Origin of the sequence: Streptomyces daqingensis, from assembly GCF_014645895.1 — a bacterium.
Lineage (GTDB): Bacteria > Actinomycetota > Actinomycetes > Streptomycetales > Streptomycetaceae > Streptomyces > Streptomyces daqingensis.
Genome location: NZ_BMMP01000023.1, coordinates 1 through 17960 on the forward strand (window position 1 = coordinate 1; position 17960 = coordinate 17960).

The window sequence follows — 17960 nt, forward strand, 5'->3', positions numbered from 1 at the left end:
AGGCATGATCAGTCAGCTCATGACGACGAGGCACCACAACTAACCAACGCCGACACCCACTTTGCGGACACGCCCTAAGGCCACCCGTTCCGGTGACGCCACGGCGGAACCGGTCCCGCCGTGGCTCCGCTCGGCCGGGCCCGCCGGTGGGCGCGGCGACCGCGCCTCACCAGCGGAACGTGCGCATCCGCAGTGCCTGACGCAGCCGGGCGCTGCGGGTACGGCGTGGCTGGACGCGTTCACGGAGCTCCTTCGCCTCGCTGCGTTCCCGCAGGAAGCGGGCGCGCCGCCGCAGCCGTTCGGCGTCGCTGTGCCCGGCGTGACCGGACTCCTTGCCGCTCGCGGGGCGCGGCCTCGCGGCCGCGCGGCGCCCGTCCGGCGCGGCGGCAGCGCTGCCGTGGGCCTTCACCTCGCCGCGCTCCGCGCTGATCCTGCGCGCGCGTACGTGGCCGGGGTCGGGCCGGTCTGCCTTCTTCCCGGCCGCCGGCCCGTCGCCTCCGGACTTGCGTTCGCGTTTCCGCTGGTCATGTGAGTCGGGCATCTGCACACCTCCGCCGTACAGGACCGCTTTCCCCCGCATCGAAGGGGTACGCCAGTACAGCCGTTCGCATCCCTCGGCTACTGTCGAGTCATGCGGATCCACGTCGTCGACCACCCGTTGGTGGCGCACAAGCTCTCGACCCTGCGTGATGAGCGCACGGACTCACCGACGTTCCGGCGTCTCGCCGACGAGTTGGTGACCCTGCTCGCCTACGAGGCCACGAGGGACGTGCGCACCGAGCCCGTCGACATCCGCACGCCGGTGACGGACACGTCCGGCGTGCGCCTGTCGCACCCGCGTCCCCTCGTGGTGCCGATCCTGCGTGCCGGGCTCGGCATGCTCGACGGGATGGTGCGGCTGCTGCCGACGGCCGAGGTGGGCTTCCTCGGCATGATCCGCGACGAGGAGACGCTGCAGGCGTCCACGTACGCGAACCGGATGCCGGACGACCTGTCCGGCCGTCAGGTGTACGTGCTGGACCCGATGCTGGCCACGGGCGGCACGCTCGTCGCCGCCATCAGGGAGCTGATCCGCCGGGGCGCCGACGACGTGACGGCGATCTGCCTGCTCGCGGCCCCCGAGGGCGTGCGGCTGATGGAGAAGGAGCTGGCGGGGACGCCGGTCACCGTCGTGACGGCGTCCGTGGACGAGCGTCTGAACGAGAACGGCTACATCGTGCCGGGGCTCGGCGACGCGGGCGACCGCATGTACGGGACGGCGGGCTGAGCGGCTGCCCGCGGGGCACGTGAACCGGACGGCCCGCGCGTCCCGGACGGCGTGTCAGCGGGAGCAGTCCCGGCCGGACGGTGAGGCGCCGGCGGCGGACAGCCCCTTCAGGGCGTCCTCGGCATCCTTCTTCTTGGCCAGCTTCTTGTAGGCGTCGCCGATGATGAGGTCGACGTCGTCGCCCTTGCGCTCGTCGAAGCGGGTGTCGGCGTCGTCGAGCTGAGTCCCCAGCACCTTCAGACGGGCGACGCCGTCCTCGCCGGGAGCACCGAGCACCACGCCCGTCTCCTTGACCTTCCCGTCGAACTCGCCGGGCGCGTTCGCCACTTCGCCGATCTTGAAGCCGCGCTTCTTCAACTCGTCGGCCGTGGACTTGGCGAGACCGCTGCGGTCCGTGGCGTTGAGGACGTTGACCTTGACGGAGTCCGGCTCGGGGAGCTTCTCGCCGTCGCCGGGCTTTCCCTTCCCGGCGGCCTGGGTCTTCGCGTCGTCGGTGCACTTCGCGCCCTTGGCCTTGGACTTGTCCTGGCCGCTGGAGGCGCTGGCGGAGCTGCCGCCGGAGAAGATGTCGATGAGCTGGAGCGTTCCCCACGCGGCCAGGCTCAGGGCGCAGACGGTGGCGATGGAGGCGAGCACGATCCTGCGCCGCTGGCGGGGGCGACGCATGCGGGGGTAGCGGTTTCCCGTGATCCGGTACTTTCCGCCCATGCCGGGGGGAGTCAGCATGCTCATAGGCGCAGGGTAATGCCGTATGAACGCAATGCCTACTAGATGATCAGTGATCGTGACGTGCCGACCCTGAAAGGGCTAGGGCACAATTCCGGGGCCCGGTACCGCGACCGGCGAGGTCATGGAGCGTCAGGCGGCTCAGTCCAGTTCCAGCACGCGCGCGTGCAGTACCTGCCGCTGCTGGAGTGCCGCTCGCACGGCGCGGTGCAGCCCGTCCTCCAGGTAGAGGTCGCCGCGCCACTTCACGACGTGGGCGAAGAGGTCTCCGTAGAACGTGGAGTCCTCGGCCAGCAGCGTTTCGAGGTCGAGCTGGCCCTTCGTGGTGACGAGCTGGTCAAGACGCACCGGGCGTGGGGCCACATCCGCCCACTCGCGGGTGCTTTCCCGGCCGTGGTCGGGGTACGGCCGCCCGTTTCCGATTCGCTTGAAGATCACACGGAAAGCCTACCGGGCCACCAGCGCCGGGCGCAGCTTCCTGTGGCTCTTACGGGGCGGGTCGGCGGGCCGGGGACGGGCCCGGGGGCGGTGTACGGCCGACATGGCGCTGCGCCCGTCCGGCAAGGGGTGAAGCGTTTTCCGCGGCGCGAGTTGCACAAGGGGTGGTGAAGCGTCGGCGCCCGCGCCGCGCGACAGGTGACGAGGTGTCGCTGCGGGGCGGGCGCCGGCAGTACGGCGGCTCCCGGAGGGAGTGCCGGAGGGGCTGCGGGGACTACGGGCGGGGCAGCCCGCCGAGGTCATGGGCGTAGTGGCCGACCGCGTTCGCCATCACCTTGACGTTCAGGTCGAACGCCTTCTTGTCGATGTTGCCGAGGTCGTCGCACTTCAGGTGGTAGCAGCCGTCGTAAGCGGCGTTCGCCTCGCCGCCCCACAGCTTCTGCTCCTCCTCCGTCTTGAGGTCCTCGGCGCCCGTCTTGGCGCCGCCCGAGGGGATGCCCGCCTCGATGAAGGGGCCGTAGTCGGAGCGTCCGTCGAAGTCCGTGCCGCGTGCCTCGGCGCCGCGCCCGGCCATGAACTCGACGATGTCGCGCTCCAGGAGGGCCGAGCCCTCCGGTCCCGGGCCGGAGCCCTCGCCGTCCGAGTCGTCGCCGTCGTAGACGAACAGGCCGTAGTTCGGGGAGGCGATCATGTCGAAGTTGAGGTAGAGGGCGACCTTCTTCCGCTCCGCCTCGGAGAGTTCGGAGACGTAGTGCTCCGAACCGCGCAGGCCGACCTCCTCGGCCGTCCACAGCGCGAAGCGCACCTTGTTGCCGTCGTAACCGCCCTTGCCGCCGGACTTGCCGTGATGCTCGGTGCCGCCGGCCGCGGCGAACTGCAGCGCGGTCTCGAGGATTCCGGACGAGCCCGAGGCGTTGTCGTTCATGCCGGGACCTTCGCCGACGGAGTCGAGGTGGGCGCCCAGCATCACGACGTTGTCCGCGTCGCCGCCGGGGGTCTCGGCGATGACGTTGGGCGTGCTGCGCTCCTCCTGGAACTCGCGCAGCTCCACGTTGACCGTGACGTCGCCTGCTTCGGCGTCGGCCGCCAGGGCCTCGCCGTCCTCCTTGCTGATCCCGCCGGTGGGGATGCGGCCGTTGGAGGGGTCCTCCAGGGTGCCGCTGAGCTCGCCCTCCTCGTTGTTGTAGACGACCGCCACGACCGCGCCGGCGTCGGCCGCCGCCGCCTGCTTCTCCGCGAAGGTGCAGCCGCCGCGCTGGATCAGCGCGATCCTGCCGTCGAAGTCCCCGGACTCGTAGTCCTCGGCGGTGCAGCCGGTGGTGCCGTCCTCGTCGACGGGTACGGGGGTCACCGCCGCCTCGGTGCCGCCCTCGGGGGTGCTCTTCGTGTACGTCATCACCTTGACGGGGACGTCGCGTTCGCCGGGCGTGCGCACGGTGAGCTTCTCGGCGAGGGTCTCGCGGTATATGAAGTCGAAGTCCTGGTAGGTGACTTCGTAGCCGGCCGCCTTGAGGACGGTGCCCGCGTACTTGGCCGAGAGCTCATGGCCGCGCGACCCGGCGGCGCGGTTGCCCTCTCCGGCGTGCTCGGCGATGGCGTTGAAGGCCTTCATGTGCCGCATGGCGCCCTTGACGCCCGTACGGCGGACGAGCTTCTTCGCGAGTTTCGAGCCCTCGTCGGCGCTCGCGCTGAACGAACTGCCCTGCGAACCGGACGACTTGGACGACGCGGGCTGAGCCGTGGTGTCGGCCGCGGCGGGCGAGGCGGCTGCCGTGACGAGCAGCGGCGTGGCCAGTACGGCTGCCGTCAGAGCGGCGAGCGACCTGGCCGTGCGGCCTCTTCGTGCTGCTCCGTGGGGAGAGCGGCGGGTCGTGGAGAGTGGTACGGGCACTGTCGGGGTCCTTCCGGTGCGAACGGTGGCGACGGCGCTGTCCGGCTTGGTGTGCTACGTGTCCGGGTTGCGGACGAAGCGCGCGTACCGGCAAGTTAGCGGGCCGGGGGCCCGCAGGGAACGTGTCGGGCGCACCCGGTCTCCGCGTCGTGCCCGCGTCACCCCGCCCGGGGTGAGGGGGCCGCTCGGTGCGGCCACGGCGAAGGCCCGGACCTCGGCAGGTCCGGGCCTGTGCTGTGCGGGAAGTGCCGCTCTCCCGCGGGGAGTCACATGCGTTCGGGAACCTTGCCCTCGGTCCTGCCCTCGGTGTTGCCCTGGGTCTTGCTCCCAGCGTTGCTCCCGGCCGTGTTCTCCACGCGCTGACGGGCCGTCGCGGCAGGGTCCTCCCGGAACGCCCACGCCATCCTCGGCTCCATGGCGAAGCGGAAGATCCGCTGGATCGGCGGGGTGCAGAGCACGGTGATGAGCGCCGCCGCCGCGCACGTCACGCCGATCGCGCCGAGCGGGGTGTTCACCCAGCCGACGTCGTACCACTCCCAGAAGCGGGAGCCCTTGGCGACGAAGCCGTGCAGCAGATAGCCGTAGAGCGTCCCGGCGCCCAGCGCGGTGAACCACATGTGGCGGCGCGGAACCCACGCGAGGAAGCAGGCCGTGAGCACCATCGAGCAGCCGAACAGCGCGAGCGTCATGATGACCCCGACCCACCAGGGAGCGCCCATCTCCTGTGCGCTGTCGCGGTGGTAGAACCATTCGGCGTTCATCCGCTCGACCGCCCAGTACGCGACGGCGAGCGCCACGACCAGCACGGGGACGGACAGCAGGCGGGCCGAGCGGCGCCGCACGAGGTCGAAGTGCTCCTGCTTCAGGAACAGCCCGATGACGAAGAACGGCAGGAACTGCAGTACGCGTTGGAGGTCGAGGTCGTCACCGATGTCGGGGGAGACCGACGCCAGCACCGCGATGGCGAGCGCGAGCCCGACCGGCCAGCGGACGGTCTTCCACAGCGGCGTCGTCAGCCTCCACAGGAACAACGCGCCCAGGAACCAGGTGAGATACCACGGGTCGAGCAGGCTGATCGGCTGGTTCGGGTCGTCGTCCGCCCAGCGCTTGAAGAACGTGTAGGCGACCTCGAAGAGGACGTACGGGACGGCGATCCCGCTCACCAGGCGTTTCAGCTGGTGCGGCTTTCCCTGGAAACTCCGCGAGAAGTAACCGGAGATCACCATGAACGCCGGCATGTGGAACGTGTAGACGAAGATGTAGAGGGCTCCGGCGGCTCGCGAGTCGGCCCTCAGCGGTTCCCACGCGTGGCCCAGCGCGACGAGCACGATGGCCAGGTACTTGGCGTTGTCGAAGTAGGGGTCCCGCGGCTTCGCGCTGCCGCTCCGCGCCGTCCGGTCGTCCGGCTTGCCGTCGGCGCCGGGCGCCGTGCCCGGGGAGGCACGCCGGCGCTCGCTGCCCGCCGCCGGCTCCGTGGACTGCGGGGCGGCGGGAGGGAGCGGGGCCCGTGCCGAGCTGTACTTCGTGAGTTGCTGTCTCACCGGACCTCCTGGAAAGGCCGTGGCGGACGCGCTGCGGTGAGGAGGAAGGGGGAGGGGGAGAGCATCGCGATCACTGTAATTGCGCTCCCAGTGTTCGCAAACTCGCCGCGGCCCGAACACTGCTGACGGTGCGTCGGCGCGCGGGACGGTGCGGCGGACCGCTCCCGGGTCCGGGGTGACGGCCTGTGAGGTGCGGAAAGGGAGGCGAGCCGGGCCGAGTGCTCCGGTCTGCGTCTCATCGGCGTACGGGCTGCGGCCCGTACTCGGCGTGCGCGGCATGGCGCTGTCGAGGGGCTCATGGCTCACGGGTTCCCCGTAAGCGGCCGTACCCGGCCTGATCGGCGGGTCGGATTCACCACATCGAGCCGGCGGCGCCGGGCCGCGCGGCCCGCGGAAGGCGGCCGGGGCCCGACGCGGGCAGCGGTCCGGGACCGACGCGGGCGGGGGAGCACGACGGCTCGCCCCGCCCGTGGGGCACGTCGCTCAGGCCGCGACGGCGTCCTCCGTCTCACCGTCCGGGCTTGTGGCGACGCCCAGTTGGGCCCTGGCGGTGTCCACCATCTGCCGGGCGTGGCGCAGCCCGATCGCTTCGAGGGCCCGGTGCAGTGCGTCCAGATCAGCGGACGTACGGACGGGGTCGCGCCCCAGCCGTGCGAGCGACTTGACCAGGCCGAGCCGTGCCAGGGCCTCGCCCCGCGGCTCGCCCAGCTCGCGGAACTCTGCCAGCGCCTGCTCGTACATCCGCCGCGCCTCCGTCCAACGGCCCGCCCGGTACAGGACGTTGGCCCGCATCTTGTGGTTGTAGGCGAGGGCTCCGGCGAGGTCCATGGCGCCGCACAGCGCGGCGGCCTCGGTGAGCAGGCCGAGGGCGCGGCCGGTGTCGCCGTCGCGGACGGAGACCACGTCGGCCATGCCGCGCAGTGCCCAGGCGAGGCCCCGCCTGTCGTCGGCGTGCGCGGCGATCTCGGCGGCCTCCTCGAACATGGCGAGAGCCGAGCCGTACCGGCCGGTGTTGCGGTGCATCTGGGCGATGCCTTCGAGCGCCCAGACCATGTGGCGGGCCTCGCCGCGCGAGCGTGCCTCGGCGAGGAGCTGCTCGTGCAGCGCTTCGACGGCTTCGTAGTCGCCCTGGATGCGGCCGGTCTCGGCGAGTCCGGCGAGTGCGTAACCGCGGGCGTGGACGCTGCCGCCGCGTTCGCCCAGCTCGGCGGAGAGCGCGAGGAGCCGCCGGGCCAGCGCCATGGCTCCCCGCTGGCGGGCCAGGGTGCCTCCGCTCCAGGCGGCCCAGGCCATCGCGGTGGGGTCGCCGGCGCTGCGAGCGGCGCGGTAGCTCGCCCTCCAGGCGCGCTCCGCGTCGTCGACGTTCCCGAGACGCCGGCTGGCCTCCGCGACGGCGAGTCCGCAGTGGGCAGCCTCCCGTACGGCGCCGGCACGTTCGGCGGCTCGCAGCCGCGTGCCGGCCTGCGCGAGGACGTCGGCGAGGGAGGAGTTGACCGACAGCGAGTCGAGGGTGCCCTGGTACTCGGGCGCGAATGCCTTGCCGTACATGCCTTGCCTTTCCGCGGTCCTGTAGGGGCTCCCGGGAGACTATACACAGTATGTATACATAGAGTGTATAGAACCGTGGGGCGGTGCCGCGGACGGCGGATGCGGGCGGGCCTCGAATGCGAACTCGGCACAACGGACCGGGACTTCAGCGCACCGGTGAGCACGCGGGCGGGGAGAACCGGACCGGACGGAGAAACCGCGTCGGCGCCGCGGGCACGGGGAAACGGCTCCCGGCAGTCCGGCCGGGTGAGTACGCTACGGCGGCATGAGTCCGCAGAGCGGGACCCCTGAATGCCCCGGGTGCGGGGGCGTCGAGTTCGAGGACGGGTTCGTCGAGACGCTCGGCCAGAACGGGGTGCGATGGATGTCGGGTCCGGTCAAGCTGAACGTCTTCGGCGGGGCGCGGAAGTCGCGAAGCGTCCATCACACGATCCTGGCCCGGGCGTGCGTGGCCTGCCGCCGGCTGGAGTTCTACGTGGGTGAGCGTACGAACTGACGCGAACCGGCCCCGCCCCGGGACAGGCGCCGGGGCCGCCCCGCGTCGCGGAACGGCCCTGGCAGGAAGTCTTGCTCGGAACGGCTCCGGCTTCCGTTCGGCCCCTGCCGACGCCGGACGCCGGACGTGCCTAGCCCTTGTCCGCCTCCTTCTCGTCCTTCTGCTCAGCCGTCTGCTCCGCGCACCACTTCCGCAGGTCGGCCAGGTCCTTCTGGCGGTCCTCGAGCCTCGGGCCGAGCGCGCGGCGGTCCTTGAGCCGTTCGCCGAGGAACTTCGCGACGTCGTCGTGGCCGGCTTTCTTCGCGTTGCTGATGCGCTTCTCGAGCCGTTCGAGCGAGCCGCGCTTCTTCACGTCGCCGTCGAGACGGCGCAGCACCCGGTCGATCCTCTTGTCGATCTTCGGTGCGCGCTTGCAGAGGTGCTTCGCGCCGTCCCCCTTCGGCGCGTGCTTCGCCGTCTTCGCCGCCTGCGCCTGCGTCCCGGATGTGCCGGCCGCCGCCGGGTCCGCGTCGGAGTCCGAGGTGGCGACCGCGGCGGCCGCTCCGCCAGTGGCGAGCAGCGCGGCGACGGTCGTCAGCGCGACGGTGGTCGTCTTCACCTTGATCATGTGTCTCCTCCGTGTCGTGTGGGGACAGCACGAGTGCGGTTCGCCCCGCGCGGACGGAGACGCTAGGGACCGTTCTTGTGAATTCCCTGTGGACCGGGAGCCGTTCGGGAGGACGTGCCGGGGGCGGCGCCGATCAGCCAGTCACGCTGCGACGGCAGGTCCTGTGCGGCCTGTGCCGTCCCCGTCCCCTCGTGGTCCGCCAGCGGGATCCGCAGCTCGACGCGTGTACCGCCGCGGCCGTCCGGGCGGTCCCGTATCTCGACGGTCGCCCGGTGCAGGGCGGCCTGCTGCGCCACGAGAGTCAGCCCGAGTCCGGAACCGGTGCTGCCGGGGCCGCGCTGGAAGCGCTGGAAGACCGCGGCCCGCTGCTCGGGCGGTATGCCGGGGCCGCCGTCGTCCACGGTGAGGACGGCGATGGGCCCCAGGGGCGAGGTGCCGCCTCGTACGCGGACCTCGACGTGCGCGCGACCGTCCGCGCCCCGCCCGTGCGCGAGCGCGTTGGCGACGAGGTTGTCGAGCAGCGAGCGCAGGCCGGGTTCCCAGCCGTGCACGGTCAGGACGGTCCCGGACGCGGCCGGGCCGGTCCCGGGCGGGGCGGCCGTACCGGCCGGGCCGCAGTGGCCGCCGCTGCCCTCCCCCGGTGCGGCGGCGTAGAACGTGACGTCCGCCGCACGGTCGCGCCGCCGCGCGTCGGACACGGCGGCCTCGGCCACTTCGGCGAGGTCCAGGGGCGCGAAGGCGTCGGCTTCGACGAGGTCCCCCTGGCCGAGCCGGCGGAGCATGACCAACAGCCCGAGGAGCCGGCTGTGCTCCTGCCGCAGGTCCTCCACCACCTCGTCCCGGTCCTGGCCCGCCAGTTCGGGGTGTTCGGCGAGGATCTCGAGGTTGGTCTGCATGCTCATCAGCGGCGTGCGCAGCTCGTGGGCCGCCGCGGAAGAGAAGGAGCGGGCCGTGGCGAGCGCCTGCGACGTGCGGGCGGCCTGCTCGTCGTAGCGGGCCAGGACCGTGCGCAGCGTGGCGGCGAGGTCGTCGACTTCCGTGACGCCGCTGGGGGCGTGTTCGAGCCGCGAGGTGTCGGCGCGCGGGTCGAGGCCGCTGGTCCGCTGCTGCAGGCGGCGCAGCGGACGGCTCGCCCGGGACGCCGCGGCCCAGGCGAGCAGCGCGGAGACGGGCGCGGCCGCGACGGCGACCACCACGACCCGCCTGCGGACGAATGCCAGCCGGGCCTGCCCCGCGGTGTCCGGGGAGAACAGCCACAGCGTTCCCTCGACGCCGGGCCGCCGGCCTTCGACGTGCACGGACAGCACCCGCCAGCTCTTGACGCGGCGGCCGCCCGGCACACCCTCCGCCCGTCCGGCGCCCCTCTCCCGCACGGTCACCGGGTCCGGTGCCGCCTCGGGCAGCCGTGTCCGGGCGTCCGGCTGCGGCCCGCCGGAGACGGTGCCGTCCGGGCCGGTCACGCGGATGCCCACGTCGAGAGCGGACGCGTACAGCCTGCGCTCACGGGCCAGTTCGGCGGCGGGACGGCCGGCGGCCGCCGCCCGCAGCAGTCGCCGGGCGTCGCCCTGCACGACGGCGGCGCGTTCGCGCAGGTGCGCGTCCTGCTCGGCGTGCAGGTCGCGGGCGACCAGGAGGTACAGAAGCCAGCCGGACGCCAGTACGAGGAGCGGGACGGTGACGCCGATCGCCAGTGCGATCCGGGTGGAGAGCTTCATCTTCACGGCGCCGCCTGCCTTTCCTCGCGCAGTACGAAGCCCACGCCCCGCACCGTGTGCAGCAGCCGCGGGCGGCCGCCGGCCTCCGTCTTGCGCCGCAGGTAGCTGACGAAGGTGTCGACGGCGTCGGTGCGCACCTCGAAGTCGTATCCCCAGACGCGTTCCAGGAGCTGGTCGCGGGTGAGCACGATGCCCGCGTTGCGTGCGAGGACCTGCAGCAGTTCGAACTCGCGGCGCGTGAGGGGGAGGAGCTCGCCGTCCCGGCGCGCTTCGCGGGACGCGGGGTCGAGGACGAGGCCGCCGACGCGTACGGGGTCCGCCTGAAGGGGCTGGTCCGCCAGAGGGGGCGCCGCGGGCGAGGAGGCCGCGGACGGGGAGGCCGCGGACGGGGAGGCGGGAGGAGGTCGTCTGCGCAGCAGTGCGTCCAGGCGTAGCACCAGCTCCTGCAGCGCGAACGGCTTGATCAGGTAATCGTCCCCGCCTGCCTGGAGCCCGGCTATGCGGTCGGCCGTCTCGTCGAGCGCGGAGAGCATCAGGACCGGTACGTCGTCACCGCGTTCGCGCAGCGACCGGCACACCTGGATCCCGTCCAGGCCGGGCATCGAGATGTCGAGGACGACGACGTCGGCGGGGTGCTGCCGCATGCGGGCGAGGGCGCCGTGCCCGCCCTCGGCCAGGTCGACGTCGAAACCGTTCAGCCGCAGGCCGCGGCGGAGGGAGCGCCGGATGGCGGCGTCGTCGTCGACTACCAGTACGCGTCCGCGGTCACCGCCCGCACCGTTCATTCGTCCTCCCCTGTGATCCTCGCCCGGCGGTCCCCGGCCGGCCGTCGTGGTCCGGCCGTTCTGCTCCGGCCGCCCGGAGCGGGACGGTCCGACCGCTCGGAGCCCGCCGGTCCGGCGCAGTCTCGCGCGGACCCGCGGCGGCGCGCGACCCTCCGGCGGCCCCGAGTCGCCGCGCCGCTCCCGCCGCGACGTTTGCCGCGCGGCGAACAGGCGCACAAGGGGTACACAGGTCCGCGTCCACGTCCCGCTCCCGTCCCGGCCCGCTCCGACTGCTCCCGTCCGATCCGTCCCCGCCGGCCCGGCGCCACCCCTGGCGCCCCGTTCCGGCGCGGGACTCCGCGGAGCGGGCGTGGGCGGGAGCCGCCGCTCCGGGGTGCGCCGTACCACCGGTGCGGGGTGCGGGCGTGATCGACTCGAGGCCGGGCCGGAGGCGGACCCGGTGGTCGGACGAAGCGGCGGAGGTGTCGTGATGGCAGCAAAACCACGCGTGCTGGGCATCGTGCTGGCAGGCGGCGAAGGCAAGCGGCTCATGCCCCTCACGGCCGACCGCGCGAAGCCGGCGGTGCCGTTCGGCGGTGTCTACCGGCTGGTGGACTTCGTCCTGTCCAACCTCGTCAACGGCGGCATCCAGCGCATCTGCGTCTTGACGCAGTACAAGTCGCACTCCCTGGACCGGCACATCTCCACGACGTGGCGGCTGACGGGGCTGCTCGGCGACTACGTGACGCCCGTGCCGGCGCAGCAGCGCCTCGGGCCGCGCTGGTACCTCGGCAGCGCCGACGCCATCTACCAGTCCCTCAACCTCGTCCACGACGAACAGCCCGACTACGTCGTCGTGTTCGGCGCCGACCACGTCTACCGCATGGACCCGTGGCAGATGCTCAGGCAGCACATCGCCGGAGGCGCCGGCGTGACGGTCGCGGGCATCAAGGTCCCCCGGGACCAGGCGAGTTCGTTCGGCGTGATCAGCACGGACGCGCGCAGCGACAAGATCAGCGAGTTCCTGGAGAAGCCGTCCGACCCGCCCGTACTGGCCTCGGACCCCGATCACGTCTTCGCGTCGATGGGCAACTACATCTTCTCCACCGACGTGCTCCTCGAAGCCCTGCGCGAGGACGCCGCCGACGAGGACTCCGTGCACGACATGGGCGGCAGCATCCTGCCGCTGCTCACGGCGCGCGGGCAGGCGCAGGTCTACGACTTCGACGCCAACGAGGTGCCGGGGGAGAGCGAACGCGACCACGGCTACTGGCGGGACGTCGGGACACTGGACGCCTACTACGACGCCCACATGGACCTGATCTCCCCGGAGCCGGTCTTCAACCTCTACAACCGCGACTGGCCCATCTTCACCAAGCAGGCGCAGCGCCCTCCGGCGAAGTTCGTGGCCGGGGGGATCGCGAACGAGTCGATGGTCAGCGCGGGCGGCGTCTTCGCGGGCCAGGTGGCGAACTCCGTCGTGGCGCCGGGGGTCGTGATCGAGGAGGGCGCCATGGTGCAGGGCGCGGTGCTGCTCGAAGGGGTACGGGTGGGACGCGGCGCGGTGGTGCGGCAGGCGATCCTCGACAAGAACGTCGTGGTGCCGCCCGGAGCGACGATCGGCGTGAACCCGGAACACGACGCGGAGTACTGCACCATCTCCCCCGAGGGGATCGTGGCGCTCGGCAAGGGGCAGCGCGTACGGGAGTGACCGCGCGCCCGGGGACACGGAGTGTGAGCGGCCGGACACGGTACCTTCACCGGGCCCTTCACGCAGAGCCCTTGGACGATCACCATGAGTGGCTCTAGACTTCTTCGTAACCGCCGGTAATCACTGGCGCATCCCCCCTTGCGGCCACCGCCCCTCCCCGGCTTCAGGCTGCCCGCACATCCCTTGCTGGAGTTTCCGTGACCGTCACCCCGCGCATCGGCATGCCCGCACGCCTCCCCTCACGCCTCCCCTTCCGGCTCCGCGCCCGCGTCCGGGAGACGCGGCCGGCGGCACCGCGGGAGACGGCACCGCGAGGCGCGGCGCTCCTGGGCCCCGTGCCGCGCGCTGCGGAGTGCCGGTCAACCGGCCGCGCCGGACAGGGAGTTGAGGGAGGCCTGCGCGGGCGGCGCTCAGCGGCGCCCGCGGGCGCGTCGTACCCCGGCGCGGCTATGGGTGCAGCTACCGGCACCGCGCGTCCCGACGCCGGTGGCGGCCGCCTGTCCGCCGTCCGCTGCTCGTCCGAGGGCCTGCGGGTGGCACGCCGCAGCCTGCTGCGCCGGGGGGTCGCCCTCGTGCTGGGCGCGTTCCTGCTGCACGCGCTCGCCTTCTGCCTCGCCCCCGGCGTCCTCAGCCGCTCCGTCCACGGCGGTCTCCAGGTCGGCGAACTGGCCACGGGCGCGCAGGTGCTGGTGATCGGCTTCGGTGTGTGGGCGCACGACAGAGCCGCGAAACGGCGTGTGGACCCGCTGGCGCGACGGGTCGCCGCCCGGCACCGGGACGGCTTCGGCCGTGAACCCGGCGCCGCCGGTTCCGCCACCGGAGGCGGACAGGCCCCCGCCGCCCGGTCCGCCGTCCCCTCCGCGCCTTTCGACGCCTTCGACCGGGGCAAGGCGTTCGGCGGAAGGGCGCCTCTGTGAGCTGGCTCGCCGGGGACCGCGCGACGGTCATCTCGCTCTTCCTCCTGTTCATCGCCGGGTGCCTGTTCGTCGCGATGCTCGCCAGCCCGGACCTCCAGCACGGCGGCGGCGGCTTCTTCGCGCACCCGTCCCGCTCCCGGCCGCTGCGCCAAGGACTCGCGCTGACCGGCGACTTCGTCTCCGCCGCGGGGGTGCTGTACTTCTGCGGCATCGTCGCGGAGACGGGCTACGACGGCGTCCTGCTCGTCGTCGCCGCCGCCCTCTCGCCGCTGCTGCTCAAGGTGTGGCTGGCGGAGCGGCTGCCAGGAGGGCAGGGCAGGTCCCTCGGCGACGTCCTGGCCCGGCGCCTGCCGTCCGGTCCCGCACGGCGCGCGGCCGGATGGGCGACTCTCGTGGTCTCCGTGCCGCTGCTCATCGCCCAGCTCGTGCCCATCGGCCGCATCACGGCCGCCCTGATGGGAGTGCCCGGACGGACGGGCGAGATCACGGGCATCGTCCTCGTCGGCGTACTCATCTGCGCCTGCGCGGGCATCGGAGGCGTACGCGGGTCGACGCTGCTGCAGATCGGCAAGACCCTCGCGCTCGTCGTGGCCGCGCCGCTGCTGGTGGTGCTCATACTCACCCAATTCGACTGGGACTACGGCGAGTTGCTCACCAAGGCCGCGGCGGGAAGCGGCGCTGGTGACGCGTACCTCGCACCGGGACGGCTCTTCGGCACCGGCGCCGCCAGCCGCCTCGACACCCTCAGTCTCGGCCTCACCGTGCTCTTCGGGACGGCTTTCCTGCCGCACCTCCTCACGCGTCTCTCGGCGAGCCCGACCGCCGGCACCGCACGCCGCGCCACCAGCTGGGCCGTGCTGGCCTCCTGCCTCCTGTGCGCGGCGGCGGCGGTCACCGGCTACGGCATCCAGGCACTGGTCGACGGCGAGACGCTGCGCGAGGCGGGACCGCGAGGCGGCGACAACGTGCTGCTGCTCGCCGCGGTCCTCGACGGCGCAGAACCCGGCAGCATGGACGCGCCGGGCACCCTGCTGACCTTCGTCTCCTGCGTCGCCTTCCTCACCGTGCTGGCATCCGCCTCGGTGCTGCTGCTTGCCGGGTCGGCCGCGATCGTCCACGACATGGGCGACGGCGCGCAGCCGCCGACAGGACCAGGCCCGGGACCCGGTCGGCTCCGGGCACGGACGGCCCTGTTGCTCGTCGGCGGCCTCTGCATCGGCCTCGCCGTCACCGGACGCACCGCCAACGCCCAGTTCTGGCTGACCTTCTCCTACACCGAGGCGGCCACGGTCGTGCTGCCCGCCGTCGCCTACAGCCTGCTGTGGCTCCGGTTCACCCTGCGCGGGCTGAGCTGGTGCGTCTACGGGGGAACGTTCGTCACCGTCGCCCTGCTCGCGTTCTCGCCCGCCGTCTCCGGCAGCCCGCACGCGCTGGTACCGGACGCCGACTGGAGCGTCTTCCCCCTGCACGCCCCGGGGCTGGTCAGCATCCCAGCGGCGTTCCTGCTGGGTGCGGCCGGTTCGCTGCGCGAGCCCCCGCCGTCCGCTGCGCCCCGAACAGCTACGCGGGACGTCGAGCAGGTCAACGCGGCCGCAGCGACCCGGACTTGAGGGCGCACACGAACGAACGCCAGGCACCGGCGGAGAACAGCACCGCCGGTCCTCCGGCGGCCTTGCTGTCCCGCACGGGCTGCACGCCGCGGAACCCGTCGGCGACCTCGACGCAGGCTCCGCCTTCGCCGTTGCTGTACGAGGACTTACGCCAGACAGCGTCGGTCACGTCCAGGAGGCTCATGGTGTGGAGTAGTCCTTCACGGCCGATGCGAGCACGGGCAGGGACGCCTTCGGTGAGAGTGCGGCAGCCCTCACGTGATCGTATGACCTCTGGAACTTGGCGACCATAGGTGGTTCGTCGATGAGCTGACCTGTGTGCGCGCCCTCCGTATAGGCGACGGGAGCGGATTCGGCGGAGGTCATCAGGATCGTCGTGCCGTACATAAGCGGGTGAGGGCCCGCGTCGAACGGGACGATCTGCACGACGACACGGCTGTGTGAGCGGGACAACTCCCAGAGACGGTCGATCTGTTCACGCATTACTTCCGGTCCGTCGACCGGCACGCGCAGCGCGGCCTCGTGGATGATGGCCCACACCTCGGGGGCACCGGGCCGGTCGATGCGGCACCCTCGTTCCATTCGCGCGGAGACGTGCTCCTCCACTTCGTCGTCTGGGGCGAACGGCAGCGTCGCCCTCGTCAGTGCACGTGCGTATGCCTCCGTCTGCAGCAGTCCCGGGACCAGCATGGGCGCGTACTCGCTGATCGTCGTCGCCAGCTTCTCCAACTCGGCGGCGTCCGCGAAGTAGTCGGGGTGCTTGGACTGGCGGGCCAGCCTGCACAGCCGCTGGAGGTGCTCACCGCCGCCGAGCACGTCGTCGAAGAGCCGGGAGACGTCCGTCTGGGGCCTCCGTACAGCCGACTCGAACTGCCCCACGTACGTCCCGGAGCAGAAGACGCGTTCTCCCAACTGGTCCTGTGAAAGGCCTGCTTGCTCCCGCAGGCGCCGAAGTTCCGCACCGTAGAAGGCCCGTGCCGACGTGTACGGGTCGAGTTCCTTGGGCTGGGTCATGCCGGCGTCCTCTGTCCGCAAGTTGCCTGCTGGGTCGCAGCTCCTACTCAGCGTAGCTCCGGGGCGTCACCCTTTGGTTTCGAAGCGTGACGAACGGCTACCAGTGAAGGATGCACATGGCCCCGAATCAACCGGTACCTCACGGTCCTGAGACGCCGTCCGGCCCGTCCGCGGCCACCGGGCACCCGGCCTCTGATGGCAGCCGGACGCTGGACGCGCTCGAACTCTCCGACCGTGCCGTGGCCCAACTCGGGGACGCGGTGGCGGCTTTGGGTATCACACTGCCCTCGCTGAGCATCGACCTGCTCTCCTGCAGCCGCCCGCTCGGCCACCGGCCCCTCGTCGAACTCGGCCGCTGCAACCTGGAGACGGCGGCGGCGCTCACGGCGGCCCTCCGCAGGGCGGCGGTGCGGGAGTGACGGCTGAGCCGGGCCCGCCGACCGTCGGGACGGTGGCGGTCGACGAGGAGCGCGGCCGGGTCGGGGAGGTGATGGACTCGTGCGGCGGCCGGGTGCAGCTGCGGCCCGTCAGGGGAGGCCGTGAGTGGGACGCCGACCCGTGCCGCGTCCGCACGGCCACGCCGGAGGAGCGCCTGGCCGCCACTCTCGCCGCGGTGAACGCGGCGAGCAGCGCGGGACGCGCGTGAGCGGGTGCCGTCCGGCCGGTCGGCCGCCTGCCCGGTTCCCGCGCCCCTGCACCCTTTGCGGGATACGCGACGAGTCGGTGGAATGGCTGGAGAGAGAACCTCGTATGGAGGCGGAATGCCGGAGATCGCGCTGTCCTCGGGAACGGTCGACTATCAGGACACCGGTGGCGAGGGGCCTGTACTGGTCCTCTGCCACGGGATGCCGATGAGCGGAACGCAGTGGCGCAAAGTGGTGCCCCTGCTGGACGGGTACCGCTGCGTCCTGCCCACGCTGCCGATGGGCGGGCACCGCCGGCCGATGCACCCGGACGCCGACCTGTCCCAGCGCGGCATCGCGCTGCTCCTGGGCGAGTTCATCGAACGGCTCGGCCTCGACGACGTGACCCTCGTCCTCAACGACTGGGGCGGCGGCCAGTTCCTGGTCTCCGAAAGGCGGGCTCAGCGGGTCGCGCGCCTCGTGCTCGTCGCCTGCGAGGCGTTCGACAACTTCCCTCCCGGGCCTGCACGGGCCGCCGCGGCGGTGTGCGGGGTTCCCGGCGGGGTCCGGCTGCTGACGCGCCTCATGCGCGTCCCCTGGTTCCGGAACAACCCGCGCGGATACGGCGGGATGAGCCTGCGCGGCATCCCCGACGAGATCCTCGACGACTGGTTCGCTCCCGCCACCCAGAGCAGGGCCGTCCGCAGGGACTTCGCCAAGTTCGCCACGTCGGCGCCGAGGCGTGCGACGTTGCTCGCCTGGAGTGAGCGGCTGCGGGAGTTCGAGCGTCCGGTACTCGTCGTCTGGGCGGCCGAGGACAGGCTGATGCCGCGCGACCACGGCCGGCGCCTCGCGGAGCTCTACCCGCAGGGCCGGCTGGTCGAGATCGCCGACTCGTCCACCCTCGTCCCCGAGGACCAGCCCGAGCGGCTCGCTGAGGTGCTCACCGACTTCCTGCTCCGGACCGGGGCGGCGCCGGTGCGGGACGCCGGCTGAGCCGGCGCGGGAGGACCGGGTTCTGACGCCCGTCGGCTTCCGCGGCGGCGGCCGTACGCTGGACGTCCTATGCGACGGACGTCCTATGCGACGGAC

19 protein-coding genes are annotated in these 17960 nt (G+C 72.4%); 8 read left to right on the plus strand and 11 right to left on the minus strand.

What is annotated here, in order from left to right; all coding sequences use genetic code 11:
• Positions 1 to 166: 166 nt before the first annotated feature.
• Positions 167 to 409 (minus strand): hypothetical protein, encoded by a 243-nt coding sequence (locus tag IEY56_RS28715; protein ID WP_229712208.1) that lies wholly within the window; start codon positions 407 to 409, stop codon positions 167 to 169.
• A gap of 222 nt (positions 410 to 631) precedes the next feature.
• Between IEY56_RS28715 and upp the strand changes: the two genes are divergently transcribed.
• Positions 632 to 1267 (plus strand): uracil phosphoribosyltransferase, encoded by a 636-nt coding sequence (gene upp, locus IEY56_RS25560; RefSeq protein ID WP_189039639.1) that lies wholly within the window; start codon positions 632 to 634, stop codon positions 1265 to 1267.
• A gap of 54 nt (positions 1268 to 1321) precedes the next feature.
• Here the strand turns inward: upp and IEY56_RS25565 are convergent, their stop codons facing one another.
• The 5 genes from IEY56_RS25565 to IEY56_RS25585 form a co-directional block, all read right to left on the minus strand.
• On the minus strand, positions 1322 to 1999 hold the full coding sequence (locus IEY56_RS25565) for a LytR C-terminal domain-containing protein (protein ID WP_189039640.1): 678 nt from the start codon (positions 1997 to 1999) through the stop codon (positions 1322 to 1324).
• A 135-nt stretch (positions 2000 to 2134) separates the two neighbouring features.
• Positions 2135 to 2431 carry a type II toxin-antitoxin system VapB family antitoxin gene (locus tag IEY56_RS25570; protein WP_045866012.1) on the minus strand — a complete coding sequence of 99 codons (297 nt, stop codon included), beginning with the start codon at positions 2429 to 2431 and terminating at the stop codon, positions 2135 to 2137.
• Between the two features lie 274 nt (positions 2432 to 2705).
• Entirely contained in the window at positions 2706 to 4322 is a 1617-nt protein-coding gene (locus tag IEY56_RS25575) for a M28 family peptidase (RefSeq protein WP_229712203.1), read from the minus strand.
• Positions 4323 to 4588: 266 nt separating this feature from the next.
• The gene (locus tag IEY56_RS25580) at positions 4589 to 5863 is read right to left on the minus strand and encodes an acyltransferase family protein (protein ID WP_229712204.1); all 1275 of its coding nucleotides are present in this window, start codon (positions 5861 to 5863) and stop codon (positions 4589 to 4591) included.
• A gap of 483 nt (positions 5864 to 6346) precedes the next feature.
• The gene (locus tag IEY56_RS25585; protein WP_189039641.1) at positions 6347 to 7411 is read right to left on the minus strand and encodes a tetratricopeptide repeat protein; all 1065 of its coding nucleotides are present in this window, start codon (positions 7409 to 7411) and stop codon (positions 6347 to 6349) included.
• Between the two features lie 265 nt (positions 7412 to 7676).
• On the opposite strand from IEY56_RS25585, the gene IEY56_RS25590 reads away from it, so the two are divergent.
• The gene (locus IEY56_RS25590; protein ID WP_045866009.1) at positions 7677 to 7907 is read left to right on the plus strand and encodes a hypothetical protein; all 231 of its coding nucleotides are present in this window, start codon (positions 7677 to 7679) and stop codon (positions 7905 to 7907) included.
• A gap of 130 nt (positions 7908 to 8037) precedes the next feature.
• Here the strand turns inward: IEY56_RS25590 and IEY56_RS25595 are convergent, their stop codons facing one another.
• From IEY56_RS25595 to IEY56_RS25605, 3 genes are all read right to left on the minus strand, one after another.
• Positions 8038 to 8514 (minus strand): hypothetical protein, encoded by a 477-nt coding sequence (locus tag IEY56_RS25595; RefSeq protein ID WP_189039642.1) that lies wholly within the window; start codon positions 8512 to 8514, stop codon positions 8038 to 8040.
• A gap of 62 nt (positions 8515 to 8576) precedes the next feature.
• Entirely contained in the window at positions 8577 to 10229 is a 1653-nt protein-coding gene (locus IEY56_RS25600) for a sensor histidine kinase (protein ID WP_189039702.1), read from the minus strand.
• Positions 10230 to 10231: 2 nt separating this feature from the next.
• Positions 10232 to 11014: a response regulator transcription factor gene (locus tag IEY56_RS25605; protein WP_189039643.1), complete on the minus strand. Its 783-nt coding sequence runs from the start codon at positions 11012 to 11014 to the stop codon at positions 10232 to 10234.
• A gap of 469 nt (positions 11015 to 11483) precedes the next feature.
• On the opposite strand from IEY56_RS25605, the gene glgC reads away from it, so the two are divergent.
• The 3 genes from glgC (at position 11484) to IEY56_RS25620 (ending at position 15231) form a co-directional block, all read left to right on the plus strand.
• Positions 11484 to 12704: a glucose-1-phosphate adenylyltransferase gene (gene glgC, locus IEY56_RS25610; protein ID WP_189039644.1), complete on the plus strand. Its 1221-nt coding sequence runs from the start codon at positions 11484 to 11486 to the stop codon at positions 12702 to 12704.
• Positions 12705 to 13153: 449 nt separating this feature from the next.
• A complete protein-coding gene (locus tag IEY56_RS25615) occupies positions 13154 to 13621 on the plus strand; it encodes a DUF485 domain-containing protein (RefSeq protein ID WP_189039645.1) in 468 nt (155 codons plus the stop codon).
• On the plus strand, positions 13618 to 15231 hold the full coding sequence (locus tag IEY56_RS25620) for a sodium:solute symporter family transporter (RefSeq protein WP_189039646.1): 1614 nt from the start codon (positions 13618 to 13620) through the stop codon (positions 15229 to 15231). Before IEY56_RS25615 ends, IEY56_RS25620 begins: the two co-directional genes overlap by 4 nt.
• Here IEY56_RS25620 and IEY56_RS25625 read toward each other — a convergent pair.
• Both IEY56_RS25625 and IEY56_RS25630 read right to left on the minus strand, forming a co-directional pair.
• Positions 15203 to 15415, minus strand: coding sequence for a DUF397 domain-containing protein (locus IEY56_RS25625; RefSeq protein ID WP_189039647.1), 213 nt, complete (start codon positions 15413 to 15415; stop codon positions 15203 to 15205). The genes IEY56_RS25620 and IEY56_RS25625 overlap by 29 nt on opposite strands.
• Positions 15412 to 16245, minus strand: coding sequence for a helix-turn-helix domain-containing protein (locus IEY56_RS25630; RefSeq protein WP_189039648.1), 834 nt, complete (start codon positions 16243 to 16245; stop codon positions 15412 to 15414). The genes IEY56_RS25625 and IEY56_RS25630 overlap by 4 nt, the downstream gene beginning before the upstream one ends.
• Positions 16246 to 16361: 116 nt before the next feature.
• On the opposite strand from IEY56_RS25630, the gene IEY56_RS25635 reads away from it, so the two are divergent.
• From IEY56_RS25635 to IEY56_RS25645, 3 genes are all read left to right on the plus strand, one after another.
• Positions 16362 to 16664 carry a hypothetical protein gene (locus IEY56_RS25635; RefSeq protein WP_308424177.1) on the plus strand — a complete coding sequence of 101 codons (303 nt, stop codon included), beginning with the start codon at positions 16362 to 16364 and terminating at the stop codon, positions 16662 to 16664.
• Positions 16661 to 16891, plus strand: a complete 231-nt coding sequence (locus IEY56_RS25640) for a hypothetical protein (RefSeq protein WP_189039708.1) — start codon at positions 16661 to 16663, stop codon at positions 16889 to 16891. The genes IEY56_RS25635 and IEY56_RS25640 overlap by 4 nt, the downstream gene beginning before the upstream one ends.
• 115 nt (positions 16892 to 17006) lie before the next feature.
• Entirely contained in the window at positions 17007 to 17864 is an 858-nt protein-coding gene (locus IEY56_RS25645) for an alpha/beta fold hydrolase (RefSeq protein ID WP_189039649.1), read from the plus strand.
• Positions 17865 to 17960 lie beyond the last annotated feature (96 nt).